This is a genomic window from Luteitalea pratensis (assembly GCF_001618865.1).
Lineage (GTDB): Bacteria > Acidobacteriota > Vicinamibacteria > Vicinamibacterales > Vicinamibacteraceae > Luteitalea > Luteitalea pratensis.
This window is the reverse complement of sequence record NZ_CP015136.1, coordinates 5,233,483-5,257,546: the sequence shown is the minus strand read 5'-3', so window position 1 is coordinate 5,257,546 and position 24,064 is coordinate 5,233,483. Positions and strand designations below refer to the sequence as shown.

At 67.6% G+C, this 24,064-nt stretch carries 20 protein-coding genes; 13 read left to right on the top strand and 7 right to left on the bottom strand.

All coding sequences use genetic code 11. The annotated features are described in order from the left end of the window. The first annotated feature begins 63 nt into the window (after nucleotides 1-63). The 7 genes from LuPra_RS22035 (at nucleotide 64) to LuPra_RS22005 (ending at nucleotide 8,686) form a co-directional block, all read left to right on the top strand. Entirely contained in the window at nucleotides 64-1,953 is a 1,890-nt protein-coding gene (locus LuPra_RS22035; RefSeq protein WP_110172746.1) for a (Fe-S)-binding protein, read from the top strand. Then, the gene (locus tag LuPra_RS22030; RefSeq protein ID WP_157899530.1) at nucleotides 1,950-2,633 is read left to right on the top strand and encodes a lysophospholipid acyltransferase family protein; all 684 of its coding nucleotides are present in this window, start codon (nucleotides 1,950-1,952) and stop codon (nucleotides 2,631-2,633) included. The genes LuPra_RS22035 and LuPra_RS22030 overlap by 4 nt, the downstream gene beginning before the upstream one ends. A gap of 118 nt (nucleotides 2,634-2,751) precedes the next feature. Further along, a complete protein-coding gene (locus LuPra_RS22025; RefSeq protein ID WP_110172744.1) occupies nucleotides 2,752-3,774 on the top strand; it encodes a histone deacetylase family protein in 1,023 nt (340 codons plus the stop codon). A gap of 10 nt (nucleotides 3,775-3,784) precedes the next feature. Then, nucleotides 3,785-3,970 carry a hypothetical protein gene (locus LuPra_RS22020; RefSeq protein WP_110172743.1) on the top strand — a complete coding sequence of 62 codons (186 nt, stop codon included), beginning with the start codon at nucleotides 3,785-3,787 and terminating at the stop codon, nucleotides 3,968-3,970. 104 nt (nucleotides 3,971-4,074) lie between these two features. Continuing rightward, nucleotides 4,075-4,434 carry a PadR family transcriptional regulator gene (locus LuPra_RS22015; protein ID WP_110174818.1) on the top strand — a complete coding sequence of 120 codons (360 nt, stop codon included), beginning with the start codon at nucleotides 4,075-4,077 and terminating at the stop codon, nucleotides 4,432-4,434. Then, on the top strand, nucleotides 4,431-5,468 hold the full coding sequence (locus LuPra_RS22010; protein ID WP_110172742.1) for a hypothetical protein: 1,038 nt from the start codon (nucleotides 4,431-4,433) through the stop codon (nucleotides 5,466-5,468). Before LuPra_RS22015 ends, LuPra_RS22010 begins: the two co-directional genes overlap by 4 nt. A gap of 365 nt (nucleotides 5,469-5,833) precedes the next feature. Further along, nucleotides 5,834-8,686: an FG-GAP repeat protein gene (locus tag LuPra_RS22005; protein WP_110172741.1), complete on the top strand. Its 2,853-nt coding sequence runs from the start codon at nucleotides 5,834-5,836 to the stop codon at nucleotides 8,684-8,686. A 72-nt stretch (nucleotides 8,687-8,758) separates the two neighbouring features. On the opposite strand, the gene LuPra_RS22000 is transcribed toward LuPra_RS22005, so the two are convergent. Continuing rightward, the gene (locus LuPra_RS22000) at nucleotides 8,759-10,585 is read right to left on the bottom strand and encodes a glycoside hydrolase family 2 protein (protein WP_110172740.1); all 1,827 of its coding nucleotides are present in this window, start codon (nucleotides 10,583-10,585) and stop codon (nucleotides 8,759-8,761) included. Between the two features lie 174 nt (nucleotides 10,586-10,759). On the opposite strand from LuPra_RS22000, the gene leuS reads away from it, so the two are divergent. From leuS to holA, 3 genes are read left to right on the top strand one after another with little or no spacing between them, the layout of a single operon-like run. Then, on the top strand, nucleotides 10,760-13,324 hold the full coding sequence (gene leuS / locus LuPra_RS21995; protein WP_110172739.1) for a leucine--tRNA ligase: 2,565 nt from the start codon (nucleotides 10,760-10,762) through the stop codon (nucleotides 13,322-13,324). Further along, a complete protein-coding gene (gene lptE / locus LuPra_RS21990) occupies nucleotides 13,324-13,872 on the top strand; it encodes an LPS assembly lipoprotein LptE (protein WP_110172738.1) in 549 nt (182 codons plus the stop codon). The genes leuS and lptE overlap by 1 nt, the downstream gene beginning before the upstream one ends. Before the next feature lie 5 nt (nucleotides 13,873-13,877). Then, nucleotides 13,878-14,915 (top strand): DNA polymerase III subunit delta, encoded by a 1,038-nt coding sequence (gene holA, locus LuPra_RS21985; RefSeq protein ID WP_110172737.1) that lies wholly within the window; start codon nucleotides 13,878-13,880, stop codon nucleotides 14,913-14,915. Here holA and rpsT read toward each other — a convergent pair. Together rpsT and LuPra_RS21970 are read right to left on the bottom strand one after the other, a co-directional pair. Then, the gene (gene rpsT / locus LuPra_RS21980; protein WP_110172736.1) at nucleotides 14,893-15,162 is read right to left on the bottom strand and encodes a 30S ribosomal protein S20; all 270 of its coding nucleotides are present in this window, start codon (nucleotides 15,160-15,162) and stop codon (nucleotides 14,893-14,895) included. The genes holA and rpsT overlap by 23 nt on opposite strands. A gap of 348 nt (nucleotides 15,163-15,510) precedes the next feature. Then, the gene (locus LuPra_RS21970; RefSeq protein ID WP_110172734.1) at nucleotides 15,511-15,918 is read right to left on the bottom strand and encodes an RNA-binding S4 domain-containing protein; all 408 of its coding nucleotides are present in this window, start codon (nucleotides 15,916-15,918) and stop codon (nucleotides 15,511-15,513) included. Nucleotides 15,919-16,234: 316 nt separating this feature from the next. On the opposite strand from LuPra_RS21970, the gene LuPra_RS21965 reads away from it, so the two are divergent. Then, complete coding sequence (locus LuPra_RS21965) at nucleotides 16,235-16,579, top strand: phage holin family protein (RefSeq protein ID WP_110172733.1); 345 nt, start codon at nucleotides 16,235-16,237, stop codon at nucleotides 16,577-16,579. Continuing rightward, complete coding sequence (locus LuPra_RS21960) at nucleotides 16,579-17,103, top strand: tellurite resistance TerB family protein (protein WP_110172732.1); 525 nt, start codon at nucleotides 16,579-16,581, stop codon at nucleotides 17,101-17,103. Before LuPra_RS21965 ends, LuPra_RS21960 begins: the two co-directional genes overlap by 1 nt. A gap of 396 nt (nucleotides 17,104-17,499) precedes the next feature. Here the strand turns inward: LuPra_RS21960 and LuPra_RS34095 are convergent, their stop codons facing one another. Continuing rightward, entirely contained in the window at nucleotides 17,500-18,198 is a 699-nt protein-coding gene (locus LuPra_RS34095) for a lytic transglycosylase domain-containing protein (protein ID WP_110172731.1), read from the bottom strand. A gap of 133 nt (nucleotides 18,199-18,331) precedes the next feature. Further along, nucleotides 18,332-20,980 (bottom strand): alanine--tRNA ligase, encoded by a 2,649-nt coding sequence (gene alaS, locus LuPra_RS21950; protein ID WP_110172730.1) that lies wholly within the window; start codon nucleotides 20,978-20,980, stop codon nucleotides 18,332-18,334. 133 nt (nucleotides 20,981-21,113) lie between these two features. Here alaS and LuPra_RS21945 point away from each other — a divergent pair, with 133 nt between their 5' ends. Then, entirely contained in the window at nucleotides 21,114-21,899 is a 786-nt protein-coding gene (locus LuPra_RS21945; RefSeq protein WP_157899529.1) for a carbohydrate-binding family 9-like protein, read from the top strand. 85 nt (nucleotides 21,900-21,984) lie between these two features. Here LuPra_RS21945 and LuPra_RS21940 read toward each other — a convergent pair whose 3' ends face one another. Both LuPra_RS21940 and LuPra_RS21935 read right to left on the bottom strand, forming a co-directional pair. After that, on the bottom strand, nucleotides 21,985-22,461 hold the full coding sequence (locus LuPra_RS21940) for a regulatory protein RecX (RefSeq protein WP_157899528.1): 477 nt from the start codon (nucleotides 22,459-22,461) through the stop codon (nucleotides 21,985-21,987). A 303-nt stretch (nucleotides 22,462-22,764) separates the two neighbouring features. After that, nucleotides 22,765-23,928 (bottom strand): type IV pilus twitching motility protein PilT, encoded by a 1,164-nt coding sequence (locus LuPra_RS21935; protein WP_110172727.1) that lies wholly within the window; start codon nucleotides 23,926-23,928, stop codon nucleotides 22,765-22,767. Nucleotides 23,929-24,064 lie beyond the last annotated feature (136 nt).

The following is a 24,064-nucleotide window of genomic DNA, read 5'->3' as shown; positions in this document are numbered from 1 at the left end:
TAGCCTGCAGCCTGCGAGCAGGCTGTAGGCCGTAGGCCGCAGGCTGTTCTATCCTCGACTCGCATGCTCGAGATGCTCGCGTTCTGGGTCGTCGTCCTTGCCAGCCTGGCCCTGTTCGCTGTCCAGATGTCGACGCGCTGGCGGCTCGTGCTGGCCGCGCCCGGATCGTTCTCCCTCGACGCGCTGCCGCGTCGCGTCGAGCGGTTCCTCGTCGACGTCGTCTTCCAGGGCAAGGTCATCGCGCGCAAGCCGTGGGTCGGCATCGCGCACCTCTTCGTGTTCTGGGGCTTTGTCGCCTTCGGCGGCTACACGCTGGTCGAGACGTTGCACGGCCTCGGCGTCGTCGACCTGACCGGTACGATCGGTTTCCGCGTCTACATGTGGCTGCTGGTCCCGTTCTGCGCGGCGGTGCTCGGTGGGATCGTGCTGCTGGCCGTCCGTCGCGGCATCGTCCGGCCGCGTGCGCTCGGTACGACTGTGTCCGGTGAATCGATCCTGATCGCCGGCTTCATCGCGGTGCTGATGGTCACGTTCCTGCTCGACATGTTCGTGCTCGCGGGAGGCATCGGCGGTCGCGTCAACTGGTGGGTGCACATGCTCGTGATCTACACCTTCCTGGTGCTGATCCCGAACTCCAAGCACCTGCACCTGCTGCTGTCGCCGGCAACGGTGTTCCTGAAGGCGCCCGTGCTCGGCACCGTGCCCAACCTCGACTTCGAGAAGGAAGAGGTCGGGTTCGAGGCCGTGAAGGACCTGCCGAAGAAGGCCGTGCTGGACGCCTTCACGTGCGTCGAATGCGGCCGCTGCATGGAGAACTGCCCGGCGACCGCCACCGGCAAGCTGCTCAACCCCAAGGCCCTCATCCTCCAGACCGAGGCGGCGTTGCTCGCCGGCGCAAGCGACGCGAAGCTCGTGGACGTGTACGACCCTGGAGTGCTGTGGCAATGCACGACGTGCGGTGCCTGCGAGGACGCGTGTCCGGTCGGCATCGAGCACACGCCAGTGATCATCGGTGCGAGACGCGGGCTGGTCAGCAACGGCGAGGCGCCCGAATACCTGGCGCCGGTCTACAACAACCTCGAGCGTCGCGGCAACCTCTGGGGGCAGACCTCCGACGTTCGGCAGAAGTTCGTCGCGTCGGCGCAACTGGAGACGTTCGACCCCGCGAGGCACGAGTACCTGCTGTGGCTGGGCTGCGCCGGCGGCACCGAGCCAGACTTCCAGAAGTCGCTGCGATCGCTTGCCGAGATCCTGCGCGCGCAGGGCAAGACGTTCGGTGTGCTGAGCAAGGAACGCTGCACCGGCGACGTCGCCAAGCGCACCGGCAACGAATACCAGTTCCAGGAGCTCGCCGCGGCCAACGTCGGGGACCTGCAGGACGCCGGCGTGAAGAAGGTGGTCACCTCGTGCCCGCACTGCCTGAAGACGCTCGGGCACGACTACCGGCAGTTCGGCTTCGAAGGCAAGGTGATGCACTCGTCGGTGCTGGTCGAGGAGATCACGCGTCACGAGCAACCACTGCGCCTCGAAGAAGAAGCCGTCACGTTTCACGACCCGTGCTACCTGGGACGCTATGCCGGAGAACACATGGCGCCTCGCGCATTGCTCGAGCGCTATGGGGGCGATGTCGCCGAGCCGGAGCGGACGAAGGACAACCCGTTCTGCTGCGGCGCCGGTGGCGGGTTGCTGTTCGAGGAGCACGAAGTCGGCACCCGCATCAGCCAGGCGCGGTTCGAGCAGTTGCAGGCGACCGGCGCGAACACCATCGTGATGGGCTGCCCGTTCTGCTCGATCATGCTCAAGGGCGCCAAGGCGAGCACGCCTGACACCGATGCCATCCAGATGGTCGACCTGATGACCTGGACGGAGGGTCGCCTTCGCAAGGCTGGCCGCCTCGCGCAGGCCGACGCTGCCGCGTCCGGTGCCGCGCCCGGGGAGTCGGCGCACGGGTGAGTGATCGCCCCGCGTGGGAGGGCTCTGCCTCGAAGCGGCGACAAGTGGCGCTGATCGCGCACGTCGGAACGCCGCTGGTTGCCGCGCTCGGCCGCACCTGGCGATACACCAGCGAGGGCGCAGAGGCGTTCGACCAGTGCCTCGCTGCGGGGCAGTGCCCGATCCTGGCGCTCTGGCACGGCCGCATCCTGCCGGCCACGCCGTTCTGGCGCGATCGCGGGATCGTCGCCATCACCAGCGAGAACTTCGACGGTGAATGGATCGCCCGCATCATGCATCGGTTCGGATACGCCGCAGCACGCGGCTCGACGTCCCGCGGTGGCGTGAAGGCCCTGGTGCAACTCAAGCGACTCGTGGCGCAGGGCCACCCGACGGCGTTCACGGTCGATGGCCCGCGCGGCCCGGCGCGGCGAGCCCAGCCAGGTGCTCTCTGGCTCGCAAAGGCGACAGGTCAGCCGATCCTTCCCTTTCACATCGAGGCGGCGTCGGCCTGGCATGTCAGGAGCTGGGACCGCGCCCTCGTGCCGCGGCCGTTCTCGCGGGTTACCGTGGCGGTCGGGCCGCCGTTCTTCGTGGCCGCGGAGGCTGACGATGCCGGCCTCGAACAGCGCCGCCAGGATCTCGAGGCGGAGCTCCACCGGCTGGAGCAGCGAGCCACCGCGATGCTTCAGCAGCGGTAGATGCCTGCCACTCCCGAATCGGATGTAGCCTGTTGACGCTTAACGCTTAACGCCATCGTCGATTCCCGATTCCCGATTCCCGATTTCCGGTACCCGGTACCCGGTACCCGGTTCCAACATGCTGCTCCTCTTCACCCCGCGCGTCCTCGACCACGTCACTCCGGCAGGTCACCCGGAGTCGCCCGAGCGCGGCGACGTCATGCGCGCGGCGGCGCTGCGTGCGGGCGACCTCGGCATCACCGTGCGCGAGCCTCGTGCGGCGACCGACGAAGAGATCTTGCGGGTGCACGATACCGGTCACCTGGCCGCGATCAAGGCGACGCGAGGACGTGCCATCGCCCTCGACGCGGATACGTTCACGTCGCCAGACAGCCATGACGTGGCCCGGCTTGCCGCCGGAGCGGCGTGCGAGGCCGCGCTGCACGCCTACGCGACGGGCGAGCCGGCGCTCGCGATCGTGCGTCCGCCAGGCCATCACGCCGAACGCTCGCAGGCGATGGGCTTCTGCCTGTTCTCGAACGTGGCGATGGCGGTCGCCGCGGCGCGCGCAGCCGGGGCCGCGCGCGTCGCCGTTGTCGACATCGACGTCCACCATGGCAACGGCACCCAATGGGCGTTCTACAGCGACCCGACCGTGCTCGTCGTGAACACGCACCAGTTCCCGTTCTATCCGGGTACGGGCGCGGTGTCGGAAGCGGGGCACGGCGCAGGTATCGGGCTGACGCTGAACCTGCCGCTGGAGGCAGGCGCCACCGACGCCGATCATGCCCAGGTGTGGAACGCCGTGATCGATCAGGCGCTCGTGCGGTTCGCACCCGACCTCATCGTCGTCTCGGTTGGCTTCGACGGCCACCAGGACGATCCGCTGGGCTCGCAGCGGATGACGACGAGGGGCTACCGGGCGTGGCTGACCGCCATCCGCGCCCGGGCAGAGCAGACATGCGGCGGCCGCTTGGCCGTGGTCACCGAAGGCGGCTATGACCTGACGGCCCTACGTGCGTGCCTCGACGCCACCGTCGACGTCCTGCACGGCCCTGTTGCCGCCGACAGCGAGTGGCGCGACGCGGGCGGACCGGATCGACGCGGCAGGGAGACCGTGCAGGCGCTGCAGTCGCATCCGCTGGTGGCGCGCAGCTCGTGAGGCCGGACCCATGCCGTGGCAGCGCTGGGTCGGACGTTTCCTGCAGGTCGCCGCGGTGATCGGGACGCTGTTGACCCTGGTCGAATGGGCGTCTCGTGGCGGCGCGCATGTCCGTGCCGGTCGCATCCTGATCGAGAGCGCCGTTGCCGGTGCGATCGGGGCAACGATCGCGACGCGCGGCCACCGCCGTCGCTGATCGCGCGCTGCGCCGCTGTCGCCTCCGTTCCCACTCTGAGCGTGCGGAACGAGCCTCGCCTTGATCCGTACGTACTGTGCGTGGCATACTGTGTGGCGTACACCATGTATCGCACAGCTCATGACGCCGAGGCCGCCCTCTTCGACAACCTCAAGGGTGAGATGCGCCGCGGCTACCTCATCGCCTCGGTGCTGGCCGCGCTCAAGGTGGAGCAATACGGCTACTCGCTGCGCAAGCAGCTCGCCGACGAGGGGTTGGAGGTCGACGAAGGCACGTTGTACCCCCTGTTGCGGCGGCTCGAGACGCAGGGACTCCTCGCCAGCGAATGGCGCGAGGAAGGCAAGCGCAACAAGCGCTTCTATCGATTGTCTCCGTCCGGCGCCGCGATGCTGGGCCAGCTGCTCGACGAGTGGCAGGCCCTCGACGCCGCCCTCACCGGACTGCTGCGGGAGTTCCCCCGATGACCCTCGACCAACGTTACCTTCGCGCCGTCCGCTTCTTCCTGCCGCGCCGGCAGCAGGACGACATCGTCCGTGAGCTCTCGGAGAACCTCGCGTCCGAGATCGAGGAGCGCAGCGAGACGCTGGGCCGGGATCTGTCCGAGAAGGAACTCGCCGACATCCTGCGCCGGCACGGGCACCCGATCGTCGTTGCCGCCCGCTATGCACCGCGGCAACAGCTGATCGGCCCGGTGATGTTCCCGATCTACCTGCTGGCGCTGAAGCTCGGGCTCGGTGTGGCGTTGGTGGTGACCGTCATCGTGTCCGTGATCGGCGCCGCCTTGCGTGGCGGCTCCGTGCCGCACTTCGTCGACGGCATGCTCGCGTATCCCGAACGAGCGCTGATCGTCTTTGCCTGGACGACGATCGGGTTCGCGGTGGTGGACATGGCCAGCAGTCAGGCGCAACTGAAGCCCGACTGGGACCCGCGGAAGATACCGGACTGGATGGTCGGCGCGCGACGGCCCGATCCTCTGCACGACCGGATACGTGCGGTGGTCGAGGTCATCTTCGGCGTCCTGGGGCTCGGTTGGCTCTTGATGGTGCCGACTTCGCCGTGGCTGGCCATGGGGCCGCTCTCGACAGTGCTCGCATTCGCTCCCGTCTGGCGCATCTGGTACGTGCCGTTGGTCCTGGTCTGCGTCGCGAACCTGGCACTCGACGCTTACGGATTGTTCCATCCGACGCGCACGGCTCGTCGCGTCACACTCAAGCTGGCAGCATTGGCGTGTCAGCTCGTCGTCGCGCTGATGATCCTGTCGGCGCGGGTGTGGGTCGTGGCCGGGACCGCCGTACGTTCTGAAGTCGTCCCTGCGCACCAGCTGCCCCAACTCCTCACCTGGGTGAACACGGGTGTGGCGATCGGCTTCGGCATCGTGATCGTCCTCACGCTGATCGAGATCGGCAAACAGTACTACCGGTTGCGGACGCTCGGCGACGGTCGGCATGCTGCCGGCGCCGAGCCAGACGGCGCATCGTCGACCAACGCCGAACGATGAACGCTGAACGCCGAAGGGCCCCAGGGCGGGCACCGCAGACCGGGCACCGTAAGCCGTAAGTCAGAGATTCACGATCGGTCATACCGCCGTCACCAGGTCGCCTCATTCGTAGCGAGACGTTTACGCGCCAGCCGCGCCTCCGGCTCCGAAATCCCATTACCGTCAGCGATTTCACTTGGATTTGACTTCGTTGTGGTCTACAACACGAGCAGTCACATCAAGCGTCCGATGCTCGCGCTCGTGTTCAGCGGCGCAATCATCGAACTCCCACATCAGTCCCGAGCAGACCTGCCCGGCCCTCCCGCCGAAAGTGTCGTGTCCACAGGAGAACCCTGAGGACGCCGCTGTTCGCAGAAGGAGGAGCCATGCTGTTCCGACGGTTTCTGGTCGCTCTGGTCGCCGCATTCCTGGCCCTGGCTGACACGACCTCGGCGCAGACGCCTGGTCCGACCTCCGCGCAATTGGCCTTCCTGAAGGCGTCGACCCCTCGCGTGTCCAGTTTCTTCGGCGCGTCGGTGGCCATCGCGGGAGATACCGCGGTGGTCGGCGCATATCTGGAGGAGAGTGGGGGCGCGGCGTATGTGTTCGTGCGTAACGGGGTGTCGTGGAGTCAGCAGGCCCGCCTGACGGTCTCCAACTCGTCCGCGTTCGGCGTTTCCGTGGCGGTGGCTGGCGATACGGTGGTGGTCGGCGATGACGAGGGCGAGGGGGCGGCTTACGTTTTCGTGCGCAGTGGTGCGTCGTGGAGCTTGCAGGCTCGCCTCAAGGCCTCGAACGCCGCCACCGACGATAGCTTCGGCACTGCGGTGGCGGTGGGGGGAGACACCGTGGTGGTGAGTGCGCCAGGCGAGGATGGCGCGGGCACGGGAGTGAATGGTGATCAGGGCAACAACAGCGCAGACGATGCCGGCGCAGTGTACGTCTTCGTCCGCACCGGGACGACGTGGAGTCAGCAGGCCTACCTGAAGGCCTCGAACGCGGAGGCTTCCGGCGAATTCGGCACGTCCACCGCCCTGGCCGGCGACACGCTCGTCGTCGGGGCCGGTCTGGAGGACAGCCGGTCCCGCGTCGTCAACGGCAACCAGCAGGACAACGGCGCGGACGAAGCGGGGGCGGCGTATGTGTTCGTGCGCAGCGGGGTGACGTGGGGCCAGCAGGCGTACCTCAAGGCCTCCAATGCCGATTCGAACGACGGGTTCGGTGTGGCGGTCGCGGCCGCAGGCGACACGGTCGTGATCGGCGCGCCCGGTGAGGAAAGTAGTGCCATGGGGGTGAACGGCGATCAGGGGGGCAACGACGCCAGCTTGGCGGGGGCGGCGTACGTGTTCGTCCGCACCGGGACGACGTGGAGCCAGCAGGCCTACCTGAAGGCCTCGAATACCGCGACGTTCAACCTCTTTGGCAACTCCGTTGGCATCGCCGGTGACCGACTGGTCGTGGGATCGGCCGGCGAGCGCAGCGGCGCCACGGACGTGAATGGCGACCAGGGCGACAGCGGCGAGGCCTTCGCCGGAGCTGCGTATGCGTTCGTGCGCCACGGGACCACGTGGAGCCAGGAGTCCTACTTCAAGGCCTCGAATACCGACGCCGGGGATTTCTTTGGCAACTCGGTGGCGATTGCGACCGATACCGTGCTCGTCGGGGCGCCGTTCGAGGCGAGCAGCGACACGAGAGTGATAGGGAACCAGTACGACAACAGCATCAATGGCGCCGGTGCGGCGTATTTGTTCGGACCCCGCGTGGACACCGATCAGGACGGCCTGCCCGACGACTGGGAAACCGCGTTCGGCCTGGATCCCACGTCCTCGACCGGTGACAACGGCAGGTCAGGCGACCTGGACGGGGATGGCCTGACAAACGTGCAGCAACTGGCCGTGGGCACGCACCCGCGTGGGTTCTTCACTCGCTATCTGGCAGAGGGTGCCACCTCGAGCTTCTTCGACACGCGCCTCGCGCTGCTGAACCCAGGTAGCACCGGCGCCACGGCGACGCTATCGTATCGTCGGGTCGGCGCCGCGACCGTGGCCGTGCGGGTCCCACTCCCTGCGGCCACCCGTGTCACAGTGGATCCGAACCGCCGGTTCGGGGCCGCGACGACGGAATTCTCGACGAAGCTCGAGTCCGATCAGCCCTTTGTGGTGGACCGCACCATGTCCTGGGGCACCGATGCCTATGGCGCGCACGCCGAGACTGCCGTTGCCGCGCCATCGCCGATCTGGTATCTGGCCGAGGGGGCCACGCACAGCGGGTTCAATCTCTTCTACCTGTTGCTGAACCCCAATGCCGCGGAGGCGCAGGTTCGCGTGCGCTACCTGCGACCCAGCGGGGTGTCGCTGGAGAAGATCTATACGCTCCCCGCTGATTCACGGACCAACATCTGGGTGGACGTCGAAGAGTTCGGCGGCCAGAGGCTGCTGGCCAGCACCGACGTGTCCGCAGTCTTCGAGGTGCTCAACGACCAGCCGATCATCGTCGAGCGCGCCATGTATCTCGATCTGCCGGGGGAGATGTTCGGAGCGGGCCACGAAAGCGCCGGGGTGACGGCACCGGCCACGCAGTGGTTCCTGGCCGAGGGGGCGACCGGACCATTCTTCGATCTCTTCGTGCTGATCGCGAATCCCGGCGCGTCCGACGCCCTGATCGAGGCGACGTACCTGCTCCCGGACGGCTCCACGATCACGAAGCCGTACACGGTCGCGGCAAACAGTCGCTTCAACATCTGGGTGGACTACGAAGATGCGCGTCTGGCCAATACCGCGCTGTCCACGACCATTCGCGCCATCAACAGCGTCCCCGTGGTCGTCGAGCGGGCGATGTGGTGGCCGGGCAACAACTGGTACGAGGCGCACAACTCACCGGGGTCAACGGTGACCGGCACCAAGTGGGCGCTTGCCGAGGGCGAAGTCGGGGGAGCCCGCGGAGTGGACACCTACATCCTGCTCGCGAACACGTCTCCCACGACCGGGACGGTGAACGTGACCGTGCTGTTGGAGAACGGCACGAGCGCCGAGCGGACGTTCCCCGTCCCGGCCAACAGCCGGTTCAACGTCGATGTGCGGACCGAGTTCCCGTCGACGGTCGACAAGCGCTTTGGGGCCATTGTCGAGAGCGTGGGACTTGCGCCGGCCCAGATCGTCGTCGAGCGCGCGATGTACTGGGACGCCCTCGGGCAGAGGTGGGCGGCGGGGACCAACGCGCTCGCCACGAAGCTGCAGTGAGCGGTACTTCCCGTGATCCTCGTGGCCCGCTCGGAGAGCGGGCCCTACCGTCGCGTCCCTGCGTCGCGGTCCTTATTGTCCCCTCACCAGTTCGTTGATCGTCTTCACGGCGTTGACGTCGAACTTCGGCTTGCGGTCGTACGTGAGCAGCCCGTTGATCTCCTGCTCGACGTCGGTCAGCTGCGTGTAGCACACGCCGATGATTCGTGGCACCTTCGCAATGGCCTCGTAGAGGCCGCGTAATCGGGTGAGCGCATCCTCGGGCGTCTTCTCGACGCCGGAGTAGCCCCACGCGCCTTCGGGTGCAGGAGATCCGGGCACGTGGTACGCGATGCCGCCGAACTCCGAGAGGAAGATCGGCGAGCCGTTGTACTCGTAGCCGGGGACGAGCGCCGCGCGGCTGTTGTCCGGGATACGTGCCGTCGGGTTGTCGAGTACCGCGTACTTCTTCGCGAACATGTCGCCGGTCCGCGCGTAGTCGTGGATGCCGAACACGTCGGTCGTGTCCACGTGCTCCCAGCCGTCGTTCTCGATCACCAGCCGCGTCGGATCGAGGGACTTGGTCAGCCAGTAGTTCGACTTCAGGTGGGCCTGCTGGCGGCGGTCGCGCAGGTTCGGCGTCCCCCAGCTCTCGTTGATCGGGATCCACATCACGATCGACGGGTGGTTGATGTCGCGCTCCAGCACCTCGAGCCACTCGCGCGTGAACCGCGCCACGTACTGGTCGTCGTACAGGTACGCGTTGGCCATCTCGCCGGAGACGAGATAGCCCAGCTTGTCGGCCCAGTACAGGAAGCGCGGATCCTCCACTTTCTGGTGCTTGCGCGCGCCGTTGAAGCCCATCGCCTGTGCGGTCTTGATGTCGTACTGGATGGCTTGGTCGGAGGGTGGCGTCAGCAGCGACTCTGGCCAGTAGCCCTGGTCGAGCACCATCCGCAGGTACGCGCGCCTTCCGTTGAATTGCAAGCCCTTGGCATCGACGGTCACCTCGCGATAGCCGTAGTACGACTGAACGCGGTCCACGACCTGCGTGCCGCGAAGGAGTTCCAGCGAGACGTCGTACAGGTTGCCCTGGCCGATGTTCCACTGCCGCGGGTCGGTGACCGACAGCCCGAGGCTCGCGCGCCCGCCGTCTGCCGTCACCTCGCCGCGCGTCACTTCCGTACCCGCGAAACGCACGACCGCGCGCAGCACCTGCCCGGCGGCGGGACGTGCGAGTCGTGCATCGAAGCGCACCGCGCCATCCATCGCCGGCTGGATCCGCACGTGCGAGAGGTAGCTGTCGCCGACGGCCTCGAGCCAGACCGTCTGCCAGATGCCGGTGGTGCGCGTGTAGAAGATGCTCTCTGACTTCTCCTTCCAGTACTGCTTGCCACGCGGGATGAAACGGTCGGTCGGCGGATCCTCGGCGCGCACCACGAGCGCGTTCGTGCCGTCCTTCAGCAGATCGGTCACGTCGAAGCCGAACGGCGTGTTGCCACCTTCGTGGCCGCCGACCTGCTGCCCGTTCAGCCAGACCGTCGCGCGGTAGTCCACGGCCCCGAACTTGAGAAGGACACGACGCCCCTTCCATCCCGCCGGTATGGTGACGTCTCGCTGGTACCAGACCACGGGGTGGAACGTCGGGTCGGCGATGCCGCTCTTCGGACTCTCGAAGGCGAATGGCACGACGATCTGCTTGTCGAACCGCCGACCGCCGCCGTACCAGGCCTCCCGCATCCCCGCATCCGTGTCGTCGAACGCGAACCGCCAGGAGCCGTTGAGGTTGACCCAGTCGGCTCGCTCGAACTGCGGGTTCGGGAACTCGGGTCGGGGCAGGGCCGCGGGTGATTGCGATTGGCCGAAGGCCGGGGCCGCGGCAAGCAACAGGGCCAGACAAAGGGCGCGCGGGAATGGCATGGTGGCAAACGCTAACACGAGGTGGCATGGCGGGTAGGGCGCGTTCCCCGAACGCGCCGGACACGGGCCGGGCTCGGAGAGCCGGCCCTACCTTTAGCCTGCCGGTACCCGATACCCGGGACCCGGTACCCGACCCGATACCCTCAACCCGGGCGGTATACTGGGGGTTCTACCGTGGCTGACTATTCTCCGCAATCCATCGAGCAAAAGTGGCAGGAACGCTGGACCGCGACCGGGGCCTTCGAGGTCACCGAGGATGCGTCGAAGCCGCCGTTCTACTGCCTCGAGATGTTCGCGTACCCGTCGGGCCGGGCCCACGTCGGACACGTCCGTAATTACATGATTGGCGACGTGGTCGCCCGCCTGAAGCGCATGCAGGGCGCCAACGTCCTGCATCCGTTCGGATGGGATGCGTTCGGCATGCCGGCCGAGAACGCCGCCATCAAGAACAACCTGCACCCGGAGCAGTGGACGCTCGACAACATCGCGCACATGAAGGGGCAGCTGCAGCGTCTCGGGATCAGCTACGCGTGGGGCCGGGAACTGGCCACGTGCCTGCCTGACTACTACCACTGGAACCAGTGGCTCTTCATTCGCATGTTCGAGCGCGACCTGGCGTATCGCCGGCGTTCGACCGTCAACTGGTGCCCGAGCTGCCTGACCGTGCTTGCCAACGAGCAGGTGATCGACGGCGCGTGCTGGCGCTGCGGCACGCAGGTCACGTCCCGTGAGCTCGAGCAGTGGTTCCTGCGCATCACGCACTACGCCGAGGAACTGCTCGAGGGCGCCAACCACCTTCCCGACTGGCCCGAGAAGGTCCTGACGATGCAGCGCAACTGGATCGGGAAGTCGGAGGGCGTGCAGGCCACGTTCCCGATCGCCGACGTCGAGGGCCGCGCCACGACCCACGGCATCGAGATCTTCACGACCCGCATCGACACGATCTTCGGCGCGACGTTCGTACTGATCGCGCCCGAGCACGAACTGGTGGAGACGTTTGCCAGCGAGTCCGCCGATCCTGCCAGCTTCCGCAAGAAGGCTGACCGGTTCCGGCAGCAGGATCGCCTCGGCCGCATGTCGGGTGAGGTCGAGAAGGAAGGTTTCGACACCGGCCGCCGGGTGATGAATCCCTTCACCGGCGAGACGGTGCCGGTGTGGGTTGCCAACTTCGTGCTCGGTGGCTATGGCACCGGCGCGATCATGGCGGTCCCGGCGCACGACCAGCGTGACTTCGAGTTCGCGCGCAAGTACGGTCTCCCTGTGCAAGTCGTGGTGAAACCCGTCGGAGGCGAGACGACCGACGACGGCGCGACGCTGACCGAGGCGTTCACCGAGTTCGGCGAGAGCGTGCACTCGGACGAGTTCTCGGGGCTGGCGACGGAGACGGCGTGGGAGACGATGGCGGCCTCGGCCGAGGCGCGCGGCATCGGCCAGAAGACGATCCAGTACCGGCTGAAGGACTGGGGCGTGTCGCGGCAGCGGTACTGGGGCACGCCGATCCCGATGATCCACTGCCCGTCGTGCGGCGTGGTGCCGGTGCCCGACGACCAGCTGCCTGTGGTGCTGCCGAAGATCGTCGAGTTCACCGGCAAGGGTGAATCGCCGCTGGCGCAGCTGCCGGAGTTCGTCAACGTCTCGTGCCCGAAGTGCGGCGGCGCCGCGAGGCGCGAGACCGACACGATGGATACGTTCTTCGATTCGTCCTGGTACTTCTACAGGTTCACTGATGCGAAGAATGACAAGCAGGCGTTCGACCCGGTCAAGTGCAACTACTGGGCGCCGGTCGATTTCTACAGCGGCGGCGTCGAGCACGCGATCCTGCACCTGATCTACTCGCGCTTCTTCACGCGCGTGTTCCGCGATCTCGGCATGGTGTCGCACGACGAGCCGTTCGCCAGGTTGCTCACGCAGGGCATGGTGCTCAAGGACGGACAGGTCATGTCCAAGTCCAAGGGCAACGTCGTCGATCCGGACGAGATGATCGCGAAGTTCGGCGCCGACGCGCTGCGGCTCTACGTGATGTTCGTCGCGCCGCCCGAGAAGGAAGTCGAGTGGACCGACACCGGCCTCGAGGGCAGCTTTCGCTTCCTCACGCGGGTGTGGCGGTTCGTCGAGCCGCTGGCCGGGGCGCTCGGTTCGGCCCCGACCGTTGCCGACACGGCGGAGTTCTCCGCTCCCGAGCGGGCGCTGCGACGCAAGACGCACCAGACCATCGCGAAGCTCACCGACGACCTGTATCCGCGTGTGCATCTCAACACGGCCATCTCGGGTCTGATGGAACTCGTGAACGAACTGTACCTGTTCGGCGACGCCACCGGAGTCTTCAAGCCCGGCCGCCGAGCGGCTGCGGAGCAGGAGTCCGCGCCGGTGGTACCGGACGTGCCGGCGAGTACGCTGGCGGCTGGTCGCGAAGCCGTGGAGGCGCTCGTGCGCCTGATGTCACCGTTCGCGCCGCACATGGCCGAGGAGTTGTGGGAACTACTCGGACACACCGGTGGAATCGTCGCGGCAGGCTGGCCGGTCAGCGATCCGGCGGTGGCGGCTGAAGAGGCCGTCGAACTCCCGGTGCAGGTGAATGGCAAGGTGCGCGGGCGCGTCACCGTGCCCGCCGGGTCGGCTGACGACGTCGTGCAGGCTGCTGCGCTCGCCGACCCGAACGTGAAAGCGCACACCGACGGCAAGACCATCGTCAAGGTGATCGTGGCCGCGGGACGCCTCGTGAGCGTGGTGGTGAAGTGATGCGTTCGCGATCGCGTCGTGCGTTCGTGGCAGCACTGTTGCCGTCGGCAGCCGCACTGCAAGCGGCGTGCGGTTACAACCTGTCCGGCCGTGGCAATTTCCTGCCGTCGTACATCCGCGTGATCGGCATCCCGCTGTTTGCCAACAACACGTCGGTGTACGACATCGAGCAGTTGTTCACGACGCGCGTCCGCAGTGAGTTCCTCGGGCGTGGCCGGTACCAGGTCATCCCCCTGACCGATGGCGCCGACGCCATCCTGGGCGGCACGGTGGCCGGGCTCAGCCTCGAACCGAGCGGCTTCAACGAGAACAACCAGGCCACCCGGTACCTCGTTCGCGTGCAACTCAAGCTCGAGTTCCGCGACGTCAAGGCCAACAAGCTGATCTGGGAGAACCCGTCGCTCGAGATCCTCGACGAGTACGACCTCACGACCGGCACCGGCGCGCTCGATGCCTCGGCGTTCCTCGGACAGAACCGGGCCGCTGCGGACCGCATCGCCGACACGGTCGCACGCCGCACGGTGTCGTCGATCCTCGAGGCGTTCTAGAGGCCATGACCTCGCGCGAACTTGCAGCCACGCTCGAGCGCGGCACCGTCGCTCCCGTCTATCTCGTCATAGGCGACGACGATGCCGGAAAGGACGAGGTCGTGGCCTCGCTCACGGGCCTCGTGGACGAGGACCTGCGCGGCTTCAACGTCGAGCGTTTCACGGCCGGCGACGCGCGACCCGATGACGTCGTCTTCGCGGCGCGGACGCGGCCGATGCTCGGCGAGCGGCGGGTCGTGGTGTTTGCCCACATCGAGCGCCTGTTCAAGGGCCGCAAGAAACTCGCCGAGATGGAGGACGAGGACGGCGCAGAGGACTCGGCGCCGCCAGACCCTGGCGGGCTCGAAAGCTACATCGCCAATCCCGAGCCGTCCAACGTGCTGGTGCTCGTCGCGACCGACGTCAATCGCAGCACGAAACTCGGCAAGGCACTCGCCAAACTGGCAGCGACGGTCGAGTGCGACGGCTTCAACACCGATGGCTTCAGCGGTGCGCAGACGGCGCTGCGTGAGGCCATGCAGTTTGCCGCCGACCGGGTCAAGGCCGCCGGTAAGCGCATCGACGCGCCCGCACTGACGGCCCTCGTCGAACGTGCCGGCCCGGACATCATGCGCCTGCGTAAGGACATCGATACGCTCGTGCTGTTTGTGGGGGACGCCAAAGCCATCACCGAGCAGGACGTGCGGCTGGTGGTCGGCGCAGCGCAGCAGTTCGATGACTGGGCGGTGACCAATGCGATCGCCGCCGGCGATGCGGCCGCGGCACTGCGTCACGTGCAACTGATGATCGAGAACGGGTCCTCACCGTTCCAGATGCTTGGTCAGCTCGGGTGGTGGGTGCGCACCAAGATGATGCAAGTCGCCCCGTCGCGTGTGGCCGCGGCCGTGCGGGCGCTGTTCCTCGCCGACGCGGCGAGCAAGCTCGGACGCGATCCGCAGGTGGTCCTGGAACGGCTGGTGCTGGAACTGTGCGGGCCTGCGCGACGCGCGGCAGGCCCGTCAGGAACGGCCAGGCAGCGGTTTACGCCGCAGCGAGGCCGTTGAGGCGCTTGGCAATCCGCGACTTGTAACGCGAGGCCGCGTTGTCGTGGATGACGCCCTTCTTGGCCATCTTGTCGATCAGCGACACCGTCTCGTTCAGGCCGGCCTTGGCGCCAGCCGCGTCGTTCGCGCTGATGGCCTTGCGGATGGTCTTGAGCGCCGAGCGCAAACGGGTCCGCGCCTGGCGGTTCCGATCGCGATTGGCGACGCTCTGCTTGTGCGCCTTCAGCGCCGACTCGTGATTTGCCACGAAACTACTCCACTCTTGGCTACGCGCTGGGTACTGGACCCGCTGACGGACCCCCACGATGCCGGGCGCGCGTGCCACCCGACCTGCGGAAACAAGGGAGTATAGCACGAGGGAGGAGAGAGGACGGAGGACGGAGGAGGGAGGACGGAGGAGAGAGGAGGGAGGACGGACGAGAGAGGAGGGAGGACGGGCCACCTTGAGACGCCGAGCTCGGCGCTCGACGCCCGTGATTGGTCAATGATGCCGGGGCACGACGCAGTAGCGGGCAGGGTAGCCGTCGGACTCTGTCCCACCGTCACCGCTGTCGGGGGGACAGGTCGTCCGCCATAGCAGGGGCGCCCCGACGGTTCAGGCGCGACCCTTGAGGCGCCTGAGTTCGCGGCGCTCGCGTTTGTCCGGCGAGATGACAGGGCCGCGGGGGCGGGTGTCCTTGAGCAGTTGCTGGAAGGCCTGCTCCTCGGGCGTCGGGGGCGGGGTGATGTCCTCGAACAGCAGCGCCTTTGCGTCGGCCTTGGGCAGGTGCTGCTCGCAGGTGCCGAGCACCCGGACCACCTGCTTCCGGCCGAGCGGGCGGGTCAACGTGACAGTGTCGCCGGGCTTGACCTCACGGTTCTGCTTCGGGCGCTCCCCGTTGACTTCGACCTTGCCGCCCTTCACGGCCCGCTGGGCCTCCGAGCGTGTCTTACAGAGGCACGCGACGTCGAGCCACACGTCCAGGCGCAGGGGATGGTCGGACACCGGCGGCGGCGCGGACATGACACCAGACTAACGCGTAACGCTTGACGCTCAACGACTGACGCCTGCAGCCTGCCGCCTGCCATCTCCCGCAACGACGAATCACGCGCATCCTGCGCCGACCTGAAGGTCGGCGCCTACAATTGGCCCGCTGGGCCCCAACGACGGTCGGCCCTCGCCGCTGCAGGTGCCACCCGCCTTGGAGCCACGGCGCCTCCGTCGTCGTCGGTAGCCGTCGACCTTCAGGTCGACGGGGTGCACCCGACACCCGGCGCCAGGCACCCGGTATGAGGCACCCGATTCGCCCGCGATCCGCGTTTCTGATAGCTTTACGGCCATGAGCTTCCTGGTGCATTGGGCCATCGTGGCGGCGTCCCTGTGGGTCGCCGCCTACCTGATTCCCGGCGTCCACGTGGGTTCGGTCTCGGCGCTGCTGATCGCCGCGCTGATGCTGGGCCTCGTCAACGCGCTCGTGCGGCCAATCCTGACGATCCTCACGTTGCCGATCACCATCCTCACGCTCGGGCTGTTCTACCTGGTGGTGAACGGCGTCGCCTTCGCATTGGCGGCATCGCTCGTGCCCGGGTTCGAGATTGCGGGGTTCGGCAGCGCCATCCTGGGTGCGTTGCTGGTGAGCCTCGTCAGCTCGGTGCTTGGCGCCGTCCTTGCGCCACGTCGCTGATGCTCTCGGCGCTGTTCCGCACCCTCGGCCTCGGCGCCGACGCGGCCTCGACGCAGGAAACCGAGACGGTCTCCCGGATCGCGACGGTCCTGAGCGGCGTCAGCCCAGAACGCGCCCGCCTGCTGGCTGCCTTCGCCTACCTGCTCGGGCGCGTCGCCTTTGCCGACCATGAGGTCAGCGCCGATGAGCGCGCGGTGATGGAGGCGCGGCTCGCCACCGAAGGCGACGTATCCCCGGAGCAGGCCGAGCACCTCGTCCAGCTCGCCGTGGTCGCCACGGGCAGCCATGGAGCTGCCGAGGACTACCAGGTGGCGCGCGAGTTCGAGGCCCTGGCAACGCGCGATGAGAAGTTGCAGCTGCTGCGGGCGCTCTTCACCGTCTCCGCCCAGGAGGGCATCACGACCGTCGAGGACACCGAAATCAGCCGCATCGCGAACGTGCTGCGGCTCGATCGCGCCGACGTCACGGCTTTGCGTCACGAGTTCCGCGACGCCATCAACGCGCGACAGGCACGGCGATCCTGACCGTTACCGGGACGTTGCTGGCCCTCATCGCTGCTCGCGGTGCCGGTGCCGCACGGTCGCACTGCACGGGAAGGGAATCTGCGGCGGTATCAGCGCCAGGGATTCGAAATCCTGAGCTACTCCGTGGATGCCAATCGAGACGTGGTCAGCAGATTTCGCAAGGAACGATTTCGCATGCCCTGGCTGCATGCCATCGATCCCCGCTGCGCGAACTCCAGAGCCCGATGGCCCGGGACTTCGATGTGCTATCGCTTCCGCGCCCGGTCCTCGTAGATGCCAGCGGCACCATCGTTGCCGTTGATGACGACTGCAGGGGATCGAAGCTCGAGGAGTTGGTGAAACGTCTTCTGATTCCGCCGGCCCGCGCACAGTAACTGGCACGGCGCGTGGTCGCGACTACCGAATGACCTCGTAGTGGCCGCTCGTGGGCTTGGTGTCCGTGAGCCGCCACTGCGTCTGTCCGTCGACCTCCTCGAGGACCTTGTAGATCACCGTGCGCCGGCCGCGTGCCACCGGCATCGTGTCGGTTTTGCGCGCGATCTTCTGCACGTAGTCTTGAGTCTCGCGATAGGGCGGCACGCGTTGACCGTAGCGGTTCACCGCGCCCGGGCCGGCATTGTAGGCGGCCAGCGCCAGCACTTCGTCTCCGAATTCGCGGATGAGGGAACCGAGGTAGGCGACGCCGCCGTTGATGTTCTGCACCGGGTCCCACGGGTTGTCGACACCGAGATCGGCTGCCGTCGCCGGCATCAGCTGCATGAGGCCCATGGCGCCGACGCGGGACCGCGCGCGCGGGTTGAAGCCTGATTCGACCTGGATGACGGCCCGGACCAATTCGGGGCGGACGCCGTGCGTCGCCGACGCCGCTTCGATCGTCTTGTCGTAGATGCCCTCCACGTCGGCGGCGACGCCGCGCGTGGTGCGCACGTTGGTCGCATTGCGCACGGCGTAGGTGCGGACAGCGCCCGCCAGCGGCTGGTCGGAGAGGAGAATCGTGCCCGCTGCGTCGCGGCTCACGTAGATCTGCGCGGCGGCCGGGGACACGGCCAGCCCGAGGACCAGAGCCAGCGTGGAGACGAGTGCGCGGACAACCATGCCTTTCACATCGGCATGGAAAGGCAAGACTCGATCCCTTGCGATTGCCGAGGAAATCCGCGGCACGACGGATGGGGGATCGCAGGAACGGCCACACGCGCCTGCGCGTGGCGTCGCTGCGCTGACAATCCTGTCAGGCCACCGACGAGGCCAGGGCGTCCTGCACGGCGCCCGGCGTGGCCCCGAGGAGCGCGTCGATCTGCTCCGGTTTCTTGCCGCCGGCCTCGGCGAAGTCGGGGCGGCCGCCGCCGCCGCCACCCACGATCGGCCCGAGGCGCTTGACCAGGTCACCAGCCTTGACGCGTGACGTCAGGTCCGCGCTCACCGACACCACGAAGCTGACCTTGCCCTCGGCGTCCGCGGCCAGGACCACGATGCCCGAGCCGAGGCCCGCCTTGATCTGGTCGGCCAGTTCGCGCAGGGCCGTACGGTCGACGCCGTCCACGCGCCGCGTGACCACCTTCACGCCACTGACGTCGTGCGTCTGCTGCCCGGACGCCGCGTCGCCGCCGGCGCCGAGGGCTGCCTTGACGCGCGCCTCATGCAGGGCCCGGGTCAGCCGCTTGATCTCCGCCTGCAGCTTGCCCGCGGTCTCGGCGGCTTCGGTCGGGGTCACGTGCAGTTCGGACGAAACCGCTTGCAGCTGCCGTCGTTCGTCCTGCAGCAGCGCCACCGCGCCCTCGCCGGTCACCGCCTCGACGCGACGGACACCCGCGGCCACGCCGCCTTCGCTGACGATGGTGAAGACGCCGATGTCGCCGGTGGCGCGGCAGTGGGTCCCACCGCACAGCTCGAGACTGAATCCCGGGATGTCGACGACGCGCACCGTGTCGCCGTACTTCTCGCCGAACAGGGCCATCGCCCCGAGCGCCATCGCCTCGTCGGTCCGGCGCAGCGTCGTCTGCACCTTCGTGTTGCGCATGATCTGCGCGTTCACGATGCGCTCGATGGCCTCGAGGTCGCTCGCGGCGATCGTACCGGTGTGCACGAAGTCGAACCGCAGGCGATCGGGCGCGACCAGCGAGCCGGCCTGCTTCACGTGCGTGCCGAGCGTCTGTCGCAGCGCGGCGTGCAGCAGGTGCGTCGCCGTGTGGTTGCGGCGGATGGCCGCCCGGCGGGGGAGGTCGACGCGCGCCGTGACGAGGCCGCCCGTACGCAGCGTGCCCTGCGAGACGGTGACCTGATGCACGCGCGGTCCACCGGCCGCGAGTCGGGACATCGCCTGGACATCCGCGCGCCCACCGTCGGCGGTCAGCGTGCCCGTGTCGGACACCTGGCCGCCGCTTTCGACGTAGAACGGCGTGCGATCGAGTACCACGAAGCCGGTGCTGCCGGCATCGAGTGCGGAGACTTCGCTGCGCGTGTCGTCGAACAGCGCGACGATCCTCGCTTCGGTCAGTTCGGTGATGTCGTAGCCTTCGAAGCGGTCGCCGAGGGCATCGAGCGCGGCCTGCGTGCCCGCCACGCTGACGGTGAAACCTTGCGTACGGGCCATCTCGAAGTGGCTGCCGGCGCGTGCGCGTTCGCGCTGGGCCTCCATCGCCGCCTCGTAGCCGGCGCGATCGACGGCCAGCTGTCGTTCGCTGGCGAGGTCCTCGATGAAGTCCAGCGGCAACCCGAGCGAGTCGTAGAGGCGGAACATCTCGTCGCCTGGGACGACCTTGCGCTGGGAAGCCGCGGCCCGCTCGAGCACCTGCTCGAGGCGGCCGAGGCCGGTCGTCAGCACCGCGTCGAACCGCTCCTCTTCGGAGCGGATCACGCTGACCACGCTGTCCCGGTTGGCCTTCAGTTCGGGATAGGCGTCGCCCATCTCGGTGACGACGCGGTCGGCCAGTTCGTGCATGAACGGCTGCGTGATGCCGAGCTTCTTGCCGTGACGCATGGCGCGTCGCATGATCTTGCGCAGCACGTAGCCGCGCCATTCGTTGCTGGGGATGACGCCATCGGCGATGAGGAACGTGCACGCGCGCATGTGGTCGGCGATGACGCGCATCGACGTGCTCGCGGCGTCGGTGCCCACGTACGGCTGGCCGCACATCGCCGCGACGTCCTGCACCAGCGGCTGGAACAGGTCGGTGTCGTAGTTGCTCTCGACGCCCTGCAGCACCGCGGTGACCCGTTCGAGCCCCATGCCGGTATCGATGGACGGGGCCGGCAGCGGCACCAGCACGCCCCCGGGCTGCCGATCGAACTCCATGAAGACGTTGTTCCAGATCTCCATCATGGAGCCGTCGTCTTTCACGAAGTAGATCTCGGAACACCGTCCGCACGGCCCGGTGTCGCCCATCTGCCAGAAGTTGTCCTCGGCGCCGAGCTCGCCGATGCGATCGGCCGGCAGGAACTTGCGCCACAGCTCGTAGGCCTGGTCGTCGCGCGGCACGCCCGGCTCGCCCATGAAGATGGTGGCGTAGAGGCGATCCTTCGGCAGTTGCCAGACATCGGTCAGCAGGCGCCACGCATAGGGGATCGCCTCGGCCTTGAAGTAGTCGCCGAACGAGAAGTTGCCGAGCATCTCGAAGAACGTGTGATGCCGCGGCGACGGGCCGACGTTGTCGAGGTCGTTGTGCTTGCCGCTGACACGCATGCACTTCTGCGCCGTCGTGGCCCGCGCGTAGTCCCGCTTCTCCTTGCCGAGGAAGACGTCCTTGAACTGGTTCATCCCGGCATTGGTGAACAACAGGGTGGGGTCGTCGCCCGGCACGAGCGGGGCGCTGGCCACCGGACGGTGACCGGCCGATTCGAAGAACTCGAGGAACCCACGGCGGATCTCACGCGAACGCATAGCCGTCCATTGTAATGCCGCGATGCCGCGATGCCGGAATGCTGCGATGGATGGTTCGCCTGCAACCGCGACCCACGGCCCGACGACGCCAGACCCCGTGTCCGGACCAGCGCCCCGGCTCTATACTCCGCACATGTTCCGACAGCCCCTCCTGTGCAGTGCAGTCCTGTCCCTGCTGGCAGGAACGACCGTGCCCGCGATCGCCCAGTCGCCGGCCGCCACCCCGGCCCGATCCGGGCAGGCCCCGTTACCGGCCGGCGCGCATTACACCGTCCACAAGGCGACCGCCGCCGCGCAGGCCGCCCTGCTGGCTGCCGACGACCGCGCCTGGAGCGGGGCTGAAGTCCTGACGTGGGGCACCGCGCCGTACGAGACCCGGCTGCGCGCGCTGTGGGCGCCCGAGGGGTTGTACCTGCGGTGGGATGCCGACGATACGGCGCCCTGGGCGACCATGACGCAGCGCGACGAGCATTTGTGGGACGAGGAGGTCGTCGAGATCTTCCTGGACCCGGCCCGGGCAGGGGAGGACTACTGGGAACTGGAGATCAGCCCCACCAACGTCGTCTGCGACGTGCGCATGGCGGCGCCGCACCCCACGGTCACCTCCGACCTGACCTGGAACCACGAAGGGCTCAAGACCGCAGTGCGGCACGAGAAGAACGCCGACGGTTCCCCGAAGCGCTGGATCGCCACCGCCTTCGCCCCGTGGCCAGGATTCCGTTCGCTGCCGCTGCCCGAGAGAGTGGCGTTGCCGCCGGCGGCCGGCGAAGCGTGGGGGTTCAATGCCTTCCGTATCGAGCGTCCCAACGGCCCGGCGCGCCCGAAGGACGGCGCCGTCAGCCGCGCCTGGTCGCCGACCGGTGCACCGAGCTTTCACGTCCCGGCGGCGTTCCGCAAGTTCGTCTTCAGCGACAAGTAGCGGCCGGTCCTGGTAGCCGTCAACCTTCAGGTCGACGGGCAGCGACGCGTCGACGAGCCGGCCGCGGCCGGGTTCTGTCCGACGGCTACACGTCGTCGATATTCCGCCGCTTCCGGACGGCGGCGATTGCCGCGCCGAGGTCGAACCCCTGGCGTACCAGGTACGCCACCAACCGCTGCGCGTGACGGTCGTCGGCGATCGGGCCACGCAGCTTGCGTTGCAGCGCCGCCTCCAGTGCTTCGTCGACGGGCCGCTCCTCGAACCCCTCGTCGGTGGCGCGGCGAGCCGCCTGCCGATCGATCCCCATCGTCTCGAGCGTGCGCTGGATCCGCAGCGGGCCGCGGTGCTTGACGCGGGCCTCGGTTCGCGCAAACGCGAGCGCGGCGCGCTGATCGTCGAGGACGCGTTCGCGCTTCAGGCGCACGATCGCCGCGTCGATGTCGTCGCTGTCGCAGCCGCGGCGGAGCAGTCTCGTCCGCAATTGCCGCTCGGTGAGTTCACGGCGTCCGAGCGCGGCGAGCCCGTACACGTACGGATCGGGCGGCACGACCTCGCGGGGCATGCGGCGATCGTACCGCGGCGGTAGAAACCCGGAACCCGGAACCCGGAACCGGGAAGCGGGAACCGGGGATCGGGGATCGCGCATGCAGAGTGGAATCGTCGTGAGGCAGGGCCAGCTCGCCGAGCGCGGCCCAACACGCTGCGCATGCCTCATTCGGTGACGTAGCCGTCGACCTGCAGGTCGACGAGCGGCTCTGGACCGGGAATAGGGCCAGGTCTCACGACTCAGGTCTCAGGCCTGATCGTGAGACTTGAGACGTGAGACGTGAGACGGTGCCCGGTACCCGGTGCCCGGTACCCGGAACTAGTTGCTGAACCGCGTGATCTCGGGCGAGCCCGAGCCGCCCGGGCGGCCCATGGAGGCGTGCAGCATCTCGTCGCGGGCCATGTCCGATGTCGTCGACACGCCCTGCACCTTCAGCTTGAATTCGTCCTTGTTCGACGCGTAGCGCATCGCGTCGTCGTAGGTGATGATGCCGCGGCTGTACATCAGGAACAGGTGCTGATCGAAGGTCTGCATCCCGTACTGTGACGTGCCGGCGGCGATCGACCCGTGGATCAGGTGTGTCTTGTCCTTGTCGGCGACGCAGTCGCGAATGAACGGGGTCGTGATCATCACTTCCACCGCGGCGACGCGCCCGGCGCCCATCGCGCGCGGCAGCAGCCGCTGCGACACAACGGCGCGCAACACGCTGGCCAGCTGCAGGCGGACCTGGCGCTGCTGGTGCGGCGGGAATACCGCCACGATGCGGTTGATGCTTTCGGGCGCATCGAGTGTGTGCAGCGTCGAGAACACAAGGTGACCGGTCTCGGCCGCGAGCAACGCCGTTTCCACCGTCTCGAGGTCGCGCATTTCGCCGACGAGGATCACGTCGGGGTCCTGGCGCAGCGCCGATCGCAACGCGTGCGCGAACGACTTGGTGTCGACGTTGATCTCGCGCTGGTTGACGATCGACCGATGGTCCCGATGCAGGTACTCGATCGGATCCTCGACGGTGACGATGTGCGAAGACCGATGCTGATTGATGTGGTCGATCATCGCCGCCAGCGTGGTGCTCTTGCCCGACCCGGTCGTGCCGGTCACGAGCACCAGGCCACGTTCCTCTTCGGCGATGCGCTTGAGCACGTCTGGCAGCTCGAGCGCCTCGACCGACGGCACCTTGGTCGAGATGACGCGGATGACGAGCGAGATCGTGCCCCGCTGCGTGAAGACGTTGCATCGGAAGCGGCCGAGCCCGGGGATGCTGTAGGCCGCGTCGATCTCCTGGTGGGAGACGAAGTACTTCCGCTGCTCGACGTTGAGCACCGTCGCCGCCATCGTTTCGGTGTCATCCCGCTCGAGGCGTCGGCTATCGTTGGCGACGAGCAGGGTGCCGTCGACCCGCATCATGGGGTAGCTACCCACCTTGATGTGGATGTCCGAGGCGCCACTGCGAACAGCGTGTGTGAGGAGGTCGTTGAGGTGCATGACAGGCCTTCCTCGCCAATCGGCAGGGGCCACAAGTCGCATGAGCGCGCCGCCCCTTCCGCCCTCCCGCACGCGCGGGCCGCAGCCGGACGCATCATTCCACCCGCCTTCGCCAAGGCTTCGGCGCGCGTGGAAG